At 72.4% G+C, this 12,017-nt stretch carries 14 protein-coding genes; 8 read left to right on the forward strand and 6 right to left on the reverse strand.

Annotated features, from left to right (window positions below):
* Positions 1-8: 8 nt before the first annotated feature.
* A complete protein-coding gene (locus ACFY36_RS12730; protein ID WP_499746086.1) occupies positions 9-746 on the reverse strand; it encodes an SDR family oxidoreductase in 738 nt (245 codons plus the stop codon).
* A gap of 83 nt (positions 747-829) precedes the next feature.
* Here ACFY36_RS12730 and ACFY36_RS12735 point away from each other — a divergent pair, with 83 nt between their 5' ends.
* Together ACFY36_RS12735 and ACFY36_RS12740 are read left to right on the forward strand one after the other, a co-directional pair.
* On the forward strand, positions 830-1,297 hold the full coding sequence (locus ACFY36_RS12735) for an RrF2 family transcriptional regulator (protein WP_499746087.1): 468 nt from the start codon (positions 830-832) through the stop codon (positions 1,295-1,297).
* A 163-nt stretch (positions 1,298-1,460) separates the two neighbouring features.
* A complete protein-coding gene (locus ACFY36_RS12740; RefSeq protein ID WP_499746088.1) occupies positions 1,461-2,513 on the forward strand; it encodes a glycoside hydrolase family 26 protein in 1,053 nt (350 codons plus the stop codon).
* Here ACFY36_RS12740 and ACFY36_RS12745 read toward each other — a convergent pair.
* Positions 2,506-3,780 carry a cytochrome P450 gene (locus ACFY36_RS12745; RefSeq protein WP_499746089.1) on the reverse strand — a complete coding sequence of 425 codons (1,275 nt, stop codon included), beginning with the start codon at positions 3,778-3,780 and terminating at the stop codon, positions 2,506-2,508. The two genes, ACFY36_RS12740 and ACFY36_RS12745, sit on opposite strands and share 8 nt — an antisense overlap.
* Before the next feature lie 126 nt (positions 3,781-3,906).
* Here ACFY36_RS12745 and ACFY36_RS12750 point away from each other — a divergent pair, with 126 nt between their 5' ends.
* Positions 3,907-5,112, forward strand: a complete 1,206-nt coding sequence (locus ACFY36_RS12750) for an MFS transporter (protein WP_499746090.1) — start codon at positions 3,907-3,909, stop codon at positions 5,110-5,112.
* Here the strand turns inward: ACFY36_RS12750 and ACFY36_RS12755 are convergent.
* Positions 5,069-6,253, reverse strand: coding sequence for an MFS transporter (locus ACFY36_RS12755; protein ID WP_499746091.1), 1,185 nt, complete (start codon positions 6,251-6,253; stop codon positions 5,069-5,071). The two genes, ACFY36_RS12750 and ACFY36_RS12755, sit on opposite strands and share 44 nt — an antisense overlap.
* Positions 6,254-6,320: 67 nt before the next feature.
* Between ACFY36_RS12755 and ACFY36_RS12760 the strand changes: the two genes are divergently transcribed.
* Together ACFY36_RS12760 and ACFY36_RS12765 are read left to right on the forward strand one after the other, a co-directional pair.
* The gene (locus ACFY36_RS12760; protein WP_499746092.1) at positions 6,321-7,298 is read left to right on the forward strand and encodes an ArsR/SmtB family transcription factor; all 978 of its coding nucleotides are present in this window, start codon (positions 6,321-6,323) and stop codon (positions 7,296-7,298) included.
* On the forward strand, positions 7,295-7,834 hold the full coding sequence (locus ACFY36_RS12765) for a P-loop NTPase family protein (RefSeq protein ID WP_499746093.1): 540 nt from the start codon (positions 7,295-7,297) through the stop codon (positions 7,832-7,834). Before ACFY36_RS12760 ends, ACFY36_RS12765 begins: the two co-directional genes overlap by 4 nt.
* A 20-nt stretch (positions 7,835-7,854) precedes the next feature.
* Here ACFY36_RS12765 and ACFY36_RS12770 read toward each other — a convergent pair whose 3' ends face one another.
* Genes ACFY36_RS12770 through ACFY36_RS12780 form a run of 3 tightly spaced genes read right to left on the reverse strand, consistent with a single transcriptional unit; the run spans position 7,855 to position 9,820 of the window.
* A complete protein-coding gene (locus tag ACFY36_RS12770) occupies positions 7,855-8,391 on the reverse strand; it encodes a hypothetical protein (RefSeq protein WP_499746094.1) in 537 nt (178 codons plus the stop codon).
* The gene (locus tag ACFY36_RS12775) at positions 8,388-9,119 is read right to left on the reverse strand and encodes a hypothetical protein (RefSeq protein WP_499746095.1); all 732 of its coding nucleotides are present in this window, start codon (positions 9,117-9,119) and stop codon (positions 8,388-8,390) included. Before ACFY36_RS12775 ends, ACFY36_RS12770 begins: the two co-directional genes overlap by 4 nt.
* The gene (locus ACFY36_RS12780) at positions 9,113-9,820 is read right to left on the reverse strand and encodes an ABC transporter ATP-binding protein (RefSeq protein ID WP_499746096.1); all 708 of its coding nucleotides are present in this window, start codon (positions 9,818-9,820) and stop codon (positions 9,113-9,115) included. Before ACFY36_RS12780 ends, ACFY36_RS12775 begins: the two co-directional genes overlap by 7 nt.
* A 101-nt stretch (positions 9,821-9,921) precedes the next feature.
* Here ACFY36_RS12780 and ACFY36_RS12785 point away from each other — a divergent pair, with 101 nt between their 5' ends.
* Genes ACFY36_RS12785 through ACFY36_RS12795 form a run of 3 tightly spaced genes read left to right on the forward strand, consistent with a single transcriptional unit; the run spans position 9,922 to position 12,002 of the window.
* A complete protein-coding gene (locus ACFY36_RS12785) occupies positions 9,922-10,770 on the forward strand; it encodes a sensor histidine kinase (protein WP_499746097.1) in 849 nt (282 codons plus the stop codon).
* 11 nt (positions 10,771-10,781) lie between these two features.
* Positions 10,782-11,468, forward strand: a complete 687-nt coding sequence (locus ACFY36_RS12790) for a response regulator (RefSeq protein ID WP_499746802.1) — start codon at positions 10,782-10,784, stop codon at positions 11,466-11,468.
* A gap of 39 nt (positions 11,469-11,507) precedes the next feature.
* The gene (locus ACFY36_RS12795) at positions 11,508-12,002 is read left to right on the forward strand and encodes a hypothetical protein (RefSeq protein WP_499746098.1); all 495 of its coding nucleotides are present in this window, start codon (positions 11,508-11,510) and stop codon (positions 12,000-12,002) included.
* Positions 12,003-12,017 lie beyond the last annotated feature (15 nt).

Raw genomic sequence — 12,017 nt, forward strand, 5'->3', positions numbered from 1 at the left:
ACCGGAGCTTAGCCCAGCCAGCTGTCGAAGCTGACGGCGCCGACGCGGGCGCCGCTGCCGGGCGCCGGGGCCAGCGACTCGACCACGGCGCCGAAGTAGCCGGCGGCCGGGTCGTCGATGACCTTGCGGGCGTCGCCCTTGGCCTCGAGGTAGCGGCGGACGAACGACGCCAGCGTGCCCGCCTCGGGGCCGGCCAGCTCGACCACGCCGTTGGTGGCGGGCTCCTCGACCACCGCGGCCAGCGTGGCCGCGACGTCGGTGGCGGCGACCGGCTGGAAGCGCGCGGTGGACGCGTGCACCTCGCCGTCCTTCGTCGAGAAGTCGGCGATGCCGGGCACGAACTCGAAGAACTGGGTGGCCCGCAGGATGGTGAAGGGCACGCCGGCCTCGCGGATCTCACGCTCCTGGGCGACCTTGGCCCGCATGTATCCGCTGTCGGGGATCTGGTCGCAGTTCACGATCGAGACGGCGATGTGGTGCCGCACGCCGGCCGCCTTCTCGGCCGCGCCCAGATTGGCGGCCGAGGTCCGAAAGAACTCCAGCACCTCGTCGTCGCCCCACGACGGCGCGTTGGTCAGGTCGACGACCAGCTCAGCGCCGGTCAGCGCCTCGGACAGGCCCTCACCGGTGATCGAGTTGACGCCGGTCGAGGGCGACGCCGCGGTGGCGTCGTGCCCGGCGGCGGTGAGCAGGGGGATCAGCTTCTGGCCGATGAGCCCGGTGCCACCGACGACGACGATCTTCATGACGACTCCCTTAACTCGGATATCTCTTGTCCGGGTCAAACTCTACTCGGACAACATGTGTCCGAGTCAAGTAGGATGTGACCATGAAGATGTCCGGTGGGGTCGAGTGGGCCCTGCACTGCACCGTGGTGCTGAGCGCGGCCGACCGCCCCGTGCCCGCCGCCCGCCTGGCCGAGCTGCACGACGTCTCCGCCAGCTACCTGGCCAAACAGCTCCAGGCGCTGTCCCGCGCCGACATCATCCGGTCCGTGCAGGGCCACGCCGGCGGCTACGAGCTGGCCCGCGAGGCGTCGCGGATCACAGTGCTCGACGTGGTCGAGGCGGTCGACGGGCCGCAGCCGGCTTTCCTGTGCACCGAGATCCGCCAGCGCGGCCCGCTGGCCACTCCGCCCGAGGCGTGCGACAAGCCCTGCCCGATCGCGCGGACCATGAGCGCCGCCGACCAGGCCTGGCGCGCCTCCCTGCGCGCGGTCACCATCGCCGGCCTGGCCGGCCTGGTGACCGAGGACAACGGCGCCGGCGCCTTCACCGCCATACGCGCCTGGCTCTGAAAAGCCTCAAGCACCCCGGAGAACCGCCGATCTCAGGGGCACGATCAAGGGTCCCGGCGAGCGCAACCGGGCCGCACCGCCACGGGCACCGAGCGCGCACCGCACGCACCGCAATCTCTTCTCATGCCCGGCCGACAACGGCCGGACAAACGGGGGAGATTAGATGCTGCGGAAGTCCATGTACTCGCTGGCCGCGCTCGTCGCGGGCCTCGGTGCGGCGCTCGCCGGGCCGATGGCCGCGCAGGGCGCGACGACGCCGGCGGCGCCGGCGGGCAAGTGCGTGACCGACGCCAAGCTCGTCCCCACCTGCGGCGTGCTGTGGGGCGCGGCGGCCGGCGGGTTCAGCACCCTGCCGCGCGACCAGGAGCTCAAGACCTGGGAGCAGAAGTCGGGACGTACGTCCTCGATCTTCCACGTCTACCACAAGGGCGACGAGAAGTTCCCGACCGCGTCCGAGATCGCCATGGTCCGCGACAAGGCCAAGCCGCGCGTGCTGCTCATGAACTGGCGCGTCGAGTACGGCTCGACCTGGGCCAACGTCGCCGCCGGCAAGCTCGACGCGCGCATCGACGCGTTCGCGGCCCGGGTCAAGACGACCATGCCGGAGAAGTTCTTCCTCGTGCTCAACCACGAGCCCGAGGACGACGTCCGCATCGACCCGAAGCTGGGCATGACGGCCAAGGACTTCGCCGCGTCGTACCGCCACGTCATCAAGCGCCTGAAGTCCAAGGGCCTGAGCAACATGATCAACGTGGTCGCGTACATGGGCAACGAGAAGTGGATGGCGCAGTCGTGGTGGAAAGACCTCTACCCGGGTGACGACGTCGTCGACTGGATGGGCCTGGACTCGTACGTCTCCTCCGAGGTCCCCTACTACCACGCCGGCGTCTTCGCCGACCTGCTCGACCGTAAGGCCAAGGGCGGACAGGGCTGGTACGACTGGGCCACCAAGAACCACGCCTCGAAGCCGATCATGGTCGCCGAGTGGGGCGCCTACCACCGCGTGGGCAAGGTCGTCGACAAGACCAAGCAGTTCAACTCGGTGCTGCCCGAGCTGGCCAAGCGCCCCAAGGTGAAGGCGATCGTCTACTTCGACACGAAGAAGGACTTCTTCGGCGACCGCGACATCAGCATCGACAGCTCGCCGGCCTCGCTGGCCTCGTTCCGCAAGCTGGCCGCGTCGCCGAAGTTCAACGTGACCCTGAAGCTCAAATAGCAGTCGTACGAACCGGCAGGGCGTCCAATCCGAAGACGATGGACGCCCTGCGGTATGTCAGCTCCCGTTCGGGCACCGCCAGCCGCATCTCCGGGAAGCGCTCGAACAGGCGCGGGTACGCGATGCGCAGCTCCATGCGGGCCAGTTCCGCGCCGATGCACCGGTGGATGCCGTACCCGAAAGCCAGATGCGACCTCTTCATCGGCCTCGTCGTGTCGAGCCGGCCCGGATCGGCGCCGGTCGCCGACGGATCGCGGTCGGCGCCGCTGAGCGAGCAGATCACGATGTCGCCGGCGCGGATGTCGGCGCCGCCCACCTTGTGATCGCGGATCGCCACGCGCGGGAAGGCCACCTGCACCACGGTCATGTAGCGCAGCAGCTCCTCGATGGTGTCGTCGAGGTTCTCGCCGAGCCGGGCCCGCAGCTTGCCGTCGGTCATCAGCGCCAGCGACCCGAGCGCGATCATGCTGGCCGACGTCTCGAGGCCCCCGGTGAGGACCCCGTCGGCCAGTCCGGCCAGTTCCCGGTCGTCGATCTCGTTCCCGTGTGTACGGATGAGCGAGCCCAGCAGCCCGTCCCCAGGCTCACGCCGCTGCCGCTCGATCAGGCCGCCGAGGTACGTCAGCGACTCCCCCACCGCGTCCAGCGACGCGCCGGCCCCGTCGGCCAGGTCGAACCGGGCCGTGCTCAGCTTCTGGAAGTACTCGCGGTCCTCGTACGGCACCCCGAGCAGCTCGCAGATCGTCAACGCCGGCACCGGCAGCGCGTAGTCGTTCCAGAGGTCCACGTCGGCCTTGCCGGCCATCTCGTCGAGCCGGCCCTGGACGATCGCCTCGATGCGCGGTTGCAGGCGCATCAGGCGCCGCATGGTGAACTCCGGTGTCAGCGCCTTGCGCAGCCGGGTGTGCACCGGCGGATCGGCGAAGCCGAGCCCACCGGGATCCTGCGTCACGTTGATGCCCACGCGCCCCGCGAACTTGCCGAAGTCGTTGCTGTAGCCGTCCAGGCTGCCCAGCACCTCGCGCACCGGCTGGTAGCCGGTGATCAGCCATCCGCGCATGCCGAGCGGGAGCGGCAGCCGGCTGACGGGGTCGCGCTCGACGCGGCGGGCCATCTCCTCGACCGGGTCGAGGCCGTCGCGGTGCAGGGGCCACAGCAGCTTGTCGGGCAGCATGGCCAGTCCCGCATAGGGCCCGTTGCCGCCCGCGAACCTGCGCGCGAGCAGCCCGAACACCTGGGACCGTACCGCCGACACCAGTGAGGTCATCCCCACGCTTTGTCCTCCCCATCCTGCAAGTCCGGAAGATGATCACATGGATGCCTGGGAAAAAGACGCACGCGGGGGTTAAATTTCATATGTACAGCCGTACACATCGTATGTACGCTCGTACGCATGACGCTCCTCGCGCCGGCCGCGCCCTCCATACAGGCCCGCCGGGCCCGCCTCGCCGTGGCCGCGGTGTTCCTCACCAACGGTGCCCTGTTCGCCAACGTCGTGCCCCGCTATCCCCAGATCAAGGCCGATCTCGGCGTCACCAACGCCGTGCTCGGCACGGCCATCGCCGCCATGCCGCTGGGCGCGCTGCTGGCCGGCCTGCTGGCCGCCTCGGCGATCCGCCGCTTCGGCTCGGCCCGCGTCGCCGCCCCCGGCATCGTCCTGCTGGCCGCCGCGACTTTTCTCCTGCCTTTCGCCCCGACGTGGTACGCCTTCGCCGGTGCCCTGTTCGTCGTCGGCGCCCTCGACGCCATCGTCGACGTGGCCCAGAACGCCCACGGCCTGAGGGTCCAGCGCCTGTACGGCCGTTCGATCGTCAACTCGTTCCACGGCGTGTGGAGCATCGGCGCCGTCCTGGGCGGCCTCATGGGCTCGGCGGCGGCCGGCCTGGGGTTGTCCCTCACCGTCCACCTCGGCATCTCGGCGGCCCTGTTCAGCGCGGTGGCGCTGGCCGCCTTCCGCTTCATGCTCCCAGGCGGCGAGGACGCCGAGCGATCCGTTACCCCGTCCGATACCCCCACGACCGCGAAGCGGGCGATGACCGGCACGGCCGTACGGCTGCTGGCGATCCTGGGCATCCTGGCCGCGTGCGGCGCCCTGGTGGAGGACGCGGGCTCGTCGTGGGGCGCCCTCTACATGACCGGCGACCTGCACACGAGCGCCGCGACGGCGGGCCTGGCCTTCGTGGCCCTGCAGGTGGCCATGACCCTGGGCCGCCTGACCGGCGACCGGGTGATCGACCGCTTCGGCCAGCGCACGGTGGTCCGCGCCGGCGGCGCCCTGGCCGCCGTGGGCATGGGCGCGGCCCTGCTGTTCCCGTCGGTGCCGACCGCGCTGGCCGGTTTCGCCCTGGCCGGCCTGGGCGTGGCCACCCTGGTCCCGGCCACCATGACCACCGCCGACGAGATCCCCGGCCTCTCGTCCGGCACCGGCCTGACCGTCGTGAGCTGGCTCCTGCGCGGCGGCTTCCTGCTGTCACCCCCGCTGGTGGGCCTGATCGCCGACCAGACCAGCCTGCGGGTCGGCCTGCTGAGCGTCGTCCTGGCCGGGGTCCTGACCTTCACCCTGGGCCGCGTCCTCGCCGACAAGCCCGCCCACCACTGAGGATCACCGGCACCGCGACCACCAGGGCGGCACCCCGGAGAACCCCGGCGATCGGGTACGCCGCCCGCACGCCCCACTCGTGCACGACGAACCCGCCGGCCACCGCGCCGAGCGGGGCCAGCCCGAGAGACAGCATCCGGTAGACCGAGCTGACCCGTCCCAGCAGCTCCGGCGGCACGACGCTCTGCCGCAGGCTGACCGTGGCGACACTCCACATCGACGAGAAGAAGCTGATCGCGGCAAGGCAGAGGCCCAGGGTCCACGGGCCGGTGCTGAACCCGGCCGCCAGATACGCCGGCACGGCCCCGCCGAGCGCGAGCAGCAGGCCACCCCGGTGGCTCACCAGCCCGCCGGCGATGCCGCCCACCGCGCTCGCGGTGAGCAGCAGCCCGTACGCCGTCACCCCCATGCGCAGCTCGGACGTCGCGAGCAGCACGAGGGTGACGGCGGCCAGCTGGAAACAGAAGAGATTGACGGCGAGGAGAAGGGCGAGCGTACGCAGGAAGCGGTGACCCGCCAGCCAGCGCAGCCCCTCGGCCACGGCCCGGCCCAGCGGCGCCGTCGCGTGCGGCGCCGCCCGCCGCGGAAGCCGGCCCAGCAGCACCGCCGAGGCGGCGAACGAGATCGCGTTCAGCACCATCGGCAGCCCGGCCCCCACCGCGAAGAGCAGGCTGCCGATCGGCGGCCCGGCGAAGGCGCGCGCCGTGCTGGCGGCCGTGAGAAGCCGGCCGTTGGCCCGGTGCAGGCCGGCCACCGGCACGATCTGCGGCAGGATCGCCTGGGCGGCGCTGCCGGCCACCACCTCACACGCCCCCAGCGCGAACGCCGCCACGACCAGCAGCGGCACGCCCGCCACACCGGTCACGACCGTCAGCGCCAGAGCACCCGCCACGACGGCCTGCGCCACCTGCGCCCACCGCATCAGGGCGACCCGGTCGCGCCGGTCGACGAGCGCGCCGGCCGGCAGCGACAGCAGCAGCGACGGCAGCACGCCCGCCGCGGCGACCAGCGAGACCAGCCGCGGATCCGGGGTGAGGGCCACCGCGAGCAGGGGAACGGCGGCGGCGTAGGCGCCGTCGCCGAGGTTGTTCACGATCGAGGCCGTCTGCAGGAGCCGAAAGGCGGCGGGTAACCGGGTCACGGCGACCACCCTGGGGCGCGGTCAGCCGTCGTGGACACGATGTAGCCCGCCGCTACATAATCTCCGCGTGTCTTTGACGGTGAGTCTCGACGTCACCGAGCTGGCCGGCACGAGGTTCGCCATATCGCCCCTCGCCGAGACCGTGGCGGCCCTGGTCCTGCTGAGCGACCGGGCCGGCCCCGGGCCGCACGGCCGCTGGCTGCGCTGGGCCGTTGGCGAGGCCCGCTCCCTGCATCTGCCGGCGACCTGGCCCCTTCTCGTCAACGACCGCCGGTTCTGGCCGGAGTTCCTCCTGCCCGCGCCCGAGGGCTTCGCGCCGGCGATCGACGATGATCTGGCCGCGCTCCGGCGGACGACCTCCGGCCAGGTCCGCACCGGCCTTTTCCGGGTCTTCGGCGACGACCTGCCACCGGCCGCCGCGCGTCTCGCGGCGGCCCCCGCCGCCGGTCTGCGGAGGATCGCGGCCGAGCTCCACGAGGCGTACGAGACGCTGGTCGCACCCCACTGGCCGAAGATCCGCTCGCTGCTCGGCGCCGACGTGGCCCACCGGGCCGCGCAGCTGGCCGAGGGCGGCGCCGCCCGGCTCTTCGCCGCCCTGCACCCCGACCTGGACTGGCACGAGGGCCGGCTCATCCAGCGCAGCCGCCCCGGCGACCGGACGATCCGCCCCGCCCCCGGCGGCCTCGTGCTGATGCCGTCGGCCCTGCGCTCCTCGTCCGCCCACATCAGGGCGTCCACGTCCACGTGGACCACCGTGCGCTACCCGGCACGCGGCATCGGCACCCTGTGGACGGCCGGCACCCACCCCGCGGCCGGCGCCGCCGCCAACTTGCTCGGCCGCGCACGAGCCGACCTGCTGGAAGCCCTCCGCTCCCCCGCCACCGGCGCCGACCTGGCCCGTTCCCTCGGAGTCACCCCGAGCGCCGTCTCCCAGCACCTGCGCATCCTGCGCGACTCGGGCCTGGTGACCGGCACCCGAAGCGGCCGCCGCGTCCTTTACACCACCACCGGGCTCGGCCTCTCCCTGTTACGTCCTCCCGCATGAGGCGGATATTGATCACCGGACTGGCCGGCGCGGGAAAGACGACACTGGCCCGCCGGTTGTCGGCAACGACCGGCGTCCCCTGGCACTCGCTCGACGACCTCTTCTACGGCCCCGATCTGCTGATGGCTCCGGCCTTCCCGGCGTCCGTGGAACGGATCACCGCCGGTGGCGCATGGATCTTCGACTCGGGCGGCCCGCCACCCACGGATCCCGTCTCAGCCGGCGTGCGTGACCTCATGTGGTCCCGCGCCGACACGCTGATCTGGCTGGATTACTCGCAACCTGTCGTCCTGTGGCGGGCCACCACCCGGTCGTTGCGGCGCATAGTCACCCGCCGGCGCCTCTGGCACGGTCACCGCGATTCCCCGCTGCAGTGGCTCCGCCCGGACCATCCCATCCGCCGGGCATGGTCGGCGCACAGCGCCCGCCGGAAGGACCTCACCGCGCGCATCGCCGACCCGTCACATCGGGGGTTGGAGGTCGTACGCCTCACCCGGCCGAGCCAGGCCGGGTCCTTCCTGAACCGGACGGGCTGACCCGCGACCGCCCCCGGCGGTCATGCCGCGTCTCGGTGGATGAGGGCCGTGGTGGCGGCGGCGAGAACCGCGATCGTGCACGCCGCGGTGGCGGCCGCGCCCTCCGCCGGCTGCAGCAGGGCGGTGTCCGGCAGCCAAGGTGCGCTGGCCGGGAAACGAGCGCGCAGCAGAGGGCCCACCATCAGGTACGCCGTCAACGTCACGGCGACGCTCGGCAGCGTACTTCTCAGCAGCAGGCCGACTCCCGCCGCCGTCAGCGTCGTGGCGAGCAGGTAGGCCGATGCGGGCGGCGTGAGCAGCGTGAGCGGCCCGGCCACGGCGACCAGCGCCGCCACCTTCGCCGCGGCCAGCCGCGCGCGGCGGGGAACGGCCAGCAGGCTCGCGCCGAGTTGGCCCTGGAACTCGTGTGTGGCCGCCAGGACGCCGAACAGCAGGAAACCCACCTGGCTGTACGGCGCCGGCTCCGGCAGCAGCGCCGCCCCGGCGGTCAGGGCGGCCGTGAACAGCAGCGGTGGCAGGGTCAGCAGCTTGCGGATCTCGGCGTGTACGGCGGTCACGCGTCCCTCCGGTGGAAGAGCACCGCCGCGCCGGCCAGCATCGCGGCCACCCACGCCGTCATGATCAGAGCGGCGGTCACCGGCGCGACGCGCTCGTCCGGGCCGCCGCGCAGGAACATGTGGGCGCCGACGATGTCGGGCAGGTACCTCGCGAGGCTGGTCACCTTGGTCAGGAGGTACGACACCGAGACCACCGAGGCGTTCATGATCAGCAGGGTCAGGGTGATGACGCCGTTGCGGGTGGCCAGCGTGATCGCGTAGGCCATCAGCCCGAGCAGCATCCAGTAGAGCACCGCCCCGGCGATCCGCCCCACCGACCACGGCGCCACGGAGGTGCCGTGCACCGCGCGGGTCAGCGCGACCGTCATCGTCGCCGTGAGCGCTCCCTGCACCGCCGTCACCAGCGTCAGCGCCACGCCTTTGGCCGCGAGCAGGCGCATCCGGCGGGGCTGCGCCGTCAGGGTCGTGGTCAGCTGCCGGGCGCCCGGGGTGTCGCCGGTCCGCGTGTATTCGCTGCTCACGATCACCACCCCGAGGATCATCGCGCCGAGCAGGCCGATGCCCAGGTTCTGATAGCCCAGATCGGTCACGTCCCGCCCCTCGGCGATCGCCCGGCGCATCGCCGGCGCGTTGACCAGCACGAGCGCCGGGGCCGCGAGCGTGCCCAGGATCAGGCCGGCCCAGGCCGTCGGCAGGCCGAGCAGCTTGCGCATCTCCACGGTCACCATGACCGCTCCGCACCGGTGAGCGCGAAGAACGCGTCCTCCAGCGTCGCGTGCCCGCCGGTGACCCCGGCGAGTGTGCCCTGAGCGACGACGGCGCCCTTGTCGATCACCACGACGTCGTCGGCGGTCTCGGCGAGCTCGCCCATCAGGTGGCTGGAGAGCAGCACCGTACGCCCCTGGGCGGCGCTGTCGCGCAGGAACGAGCGCATCCAGCGGATGCCGCCGGGGTCCAGGCCGTTCACCGGTTCGTCCAGCACCAGCACGGGCGGGTCGCCGAGCAGCGCCGCGGCCAGGCCCAGCCGCCGGCTCATGCCGAGCGAGAACCGGCCGGCCCGCCGCGGCGCGTCACCGGTCAGGCCGACGATCTCGAGGACCTCGTCCACGCGGCGGCGGCCGATGCCGTTGCTCGCCGCGACCCAGCGCAGATGGGCCCGCGCCGACCGGGCCCGGTGGGCCCCACTGCCGTCCAGAAGGGCGCCGACGACGGTCAAGGGACGGGAGATCCGGGCATACGGCCGGCCGTCCACCAAAGCGCGCCCGGCGCCGGGCCGGTCGAGGCCGAGCAGGATGCGGATCGTCGAGGTCTTGCCGGCGCCGTTCGGCCCGAGGAACCCGGTGACCCGCCCCGGTCTCGCCTCGAAGCTCACGTCGCGCAGGATCGTCCTGCGCCCCTTGGTCTTGCCGACCCGGTCGATGGTGATCATAGGCGTCAGTCAAGCCCGTGGCCGGACCGCGCACATCGGACCAGGCTCGCAACCGTCGCGCGCGGCCTACGACCCAGGTCTGAGAACTACAGTGGCCTTCCATGAGCGCAGACCACCGCCCGGTGCGGCGTTCCCGGGCCCTGCGGGTGCTCGCGGTGGTCGCCGCGGTGGCCGCCATGGCGATGGTCACGACCGGCTCGGGAGGCGCCGCCGCCACCGTCGTCCCGCCGGTCCTCGTCGGCGCGTCGCTCGCGACGGCGCTGTGGGCGATCCGCCGGTGGCGGGCCGACCGGGCCGATTACGAGGCGCGGCTGACCGCCTGGGCCGCCTCGGAGGCGGTGCTGGCCGAGCGCCTGCGTATCGCCGGCGACCTGCACGACGTCGTCTCGCACGGACTGGGCCTCATCACGGTGCGGGCCGCCGCCACCCGGCACGCGGGCGATCCCGCGGACGTCGAGGCCGCGCTCACCGGCATCGAGGAGGCGAGCCGCACCGCCACGGCCGAGCTGCGCCGCATGCTCACGGTGCTTCGCGAACCGTCCAGCGGGGAACCCCGGACGCCTGCGGAAACCCTCCAAGACCTTCCCGGAATCGTACGGGCGGCGACCGTGATGGGCCTCCGGCCGGAGCTCACCACCGGCGACCTCGGCCCGGTCTCCCCCGGCGTCCAGCTCGCGGTCTGCCGGGCCGTGCGGGAGGGACTGAGCAACGCCGCCCGGCATGCCGGCCCCACCGACGTCCGGGTCGGCGTCCATCGCGACGGCACGGCCGTCACGGTCACCGTCGCCGACAGCGGCCCTGGCCCGGCCGGGTGGCAGGCCGCCCCCGGCGCCGGGCACGGCCTGCTCGGGCTGCGCGAGCGCATCACCGCGCTGGGCGGCACGCTGCGCGCCGGCCCGGTCGACGGCGGCTTCCGGCTGACCGCCCGCGTCCCCGACGAGACGCCGTGACCGTCCGCGTCATGCTGGCCGACGACCAGCCGCTGCTGCGCCAGAGCCTAGCCATGATCATCGACGGGGAGCCGGACCTCACCGTGGTGGCGCAGGCCGCCGACGGCGCCGACGCGGTGGCGCAGGCCCGGGGCGTACGGCCGGACGTCATCCTGATGGACGTGCGCATGCCACGCCTCGACGGGCTCGAGGCGACCAGGCGGATCTGCGCCGACCCGGTCCTCGGCCGCACCCGCGTGGTCGTCCTGAGCATGTTCGAGCTCGACGAGTACGTGCACGAGGCGCTGCGCGCCGGCGCGTCCGGCTTCCTGCTCAAGGACGCCCGCCCGGAGGATCTTCTGACGGCGATTCGCCGTACGCATCAGGGCGAGTCCCTGTTCGCCCCGGCCATCCTGACCCGCCTGGTAGCGCACTACCTGGAGGCGCCGAGGCCGGCCCGCGACGGCCGGCTGAGCGGCCTGACCACCCGCGAGATAGACGTGCTGGCCCTCATCGGCGCCGGCCGGTCCAACGACGAGATCGCCGAGTCCCTGGTCATCTCGGTCAAGACCGTGAAGACCCACATCACCCATCTGCTGTCCAAACTGGCGGCTCGCGACCGCGCCCAGCTGGTGATCGCCGCCTACGACGCGGGCCTGGTCCGCCCCGCGGGGCCTTCGGTCAGGAGCCCGACTCTCGAGACCCGCCACGACGGCTAGTCTGTTGGGCGGCGGGGGTTCTGACCTGGAGGTTCCGTCATGGTTCGGATCAGCGAAGAACATCGGGGCCCGTGCCTGGCCGTGCTGATGACCGCCCTGATGTGCCCACCGGCGTGCGGGACGAACGACGCCCCGCCCGAGATGGCCGAAAACCTCTCGCAGCACAACAACCTCACGGTGCCGGGCCTCCTCGCCGAGCTCGACCAGTTCCGGGTCCGCCTCGAGAAGTGCGCGGCCCGCTCCGCCGCCGACTCCCGTTCCCAGTTCGATCGGCTGTATGCCCAGATCGCCTCCATGCGCCAGGGAAAGCCGACGATCCTGCGAACGATCAACCGCTACAACGACTTCATTGGCGCGCCGAACCTCGACCTCACACCGGCTCAGCAACGCCGGACCGCCACCTTCGTAGCCCGCTGGAACACGACGATCTGCACGAGCGCGGCGGCGAACGGCTTCGGCTGCGGTGACGTCTCGAAGGCCTTCAAAACGATCGCCCAAGTCCTGGCCGGCCTCGGCTTCGCCCCCTTGGCCTGACCGCCGCTGAGCCCG

The sequence above is a fragment of the Actinoplanes sp. NPDC000266 genome (assembly GCF_042899005.1).
Lineage (GTDB): Bacteria > Actinomycetota > Actinomycetes > Mycobacteriales > Micromonosporaceae > Actinoplanes.

What these genes read in the sequence shown, in the direction of transcription:
- ACFY36_RS12735 (WP_499746087.1), top strand. Translation starts at nt 830, where the DNA reads ATGAAGATGTCCGGTGGGGTCGAGTGGGCCCTGCACTGCACCGTGGTG.
- ACFY36_RS12790 (WP_499746802.1), top strand. Translation starts at nt 10,782, where the DNA reads ATGCTGGCCGACGACCAGCCGCTGCTGCGCCAGAGCCTAGCCATGATC.
- ACFY36_RS12740 (WP_499746088.1), top strand. Translation starts at nt 1,461, where the DNA reads ATGCTGCGGAAGTCCATGTACTCGCTGGCCGCGCTCGTCGCGGGCCTC.
- ACFY36_RS12750 (WP_499746090.1), top strand. Translation starts at nt 3,907, where the DNA reads ATGACGCTCCTCGCGCCGGCCGCGCCCTCCATACAGGCCCGCCGGGCC.
- ACFY36_RS12795 (WP_499746098.1), top strand. Translation starts at nt 11,508, where the DNA reads ATGGTTCGGATCAGCGAAGAACATCGGGGCCCGTGCCTGGCCGTGCTG.
- ACFY36_RS12745 (WP_499746089.1), bottom strand. Translation starts at nt 3,780, where the DNA reads ATGACCTCACTGGTGTCGGCGGTACGGTCCCAGGTGTTCGGGCTGCTC.
- ACFY36_RS12775 (WP_499746095.1), bottom strand. Translation starts at nt 9,119, where the DNA reads ATGGTGACCGTGGAGATGCGCAAGCTGCTCGGCCTGCCGACGGCCTGG.
- ACFY36_RS12765 (WP_499746093.1), top strand. Translation starts at nt 7,295, where the DNA reads ATGAGGCGGATATTGATCACCGGACTGGCCGGCGCGGGAAAGACGACA.
- ACFY36_RS12730 (WP_499746086.1), bottom strand. Translation starts at nt 746, where the DNA reads ATGAAGATCGTCGTCGTCGGTGGCACCGGGCTCATCGGCCAGAAGCTG.
- ACFY36_RS12785 (WP_499746097.1), top strand. Translation starts at nt 9,922, where the DNA reads ATGAGCGCAGACCACCGCCCGGTGCGGCGTTCCCGGGCCCTGCGGGTG.
- ACFY36_RS12780 (WP_499746096.1), bottom strand. Translation starts at nt 9,820, where the DNA reads ATGATCACCATCGACCGGGTCGGCAAGACCAAGGGGCGCAGGACGATC.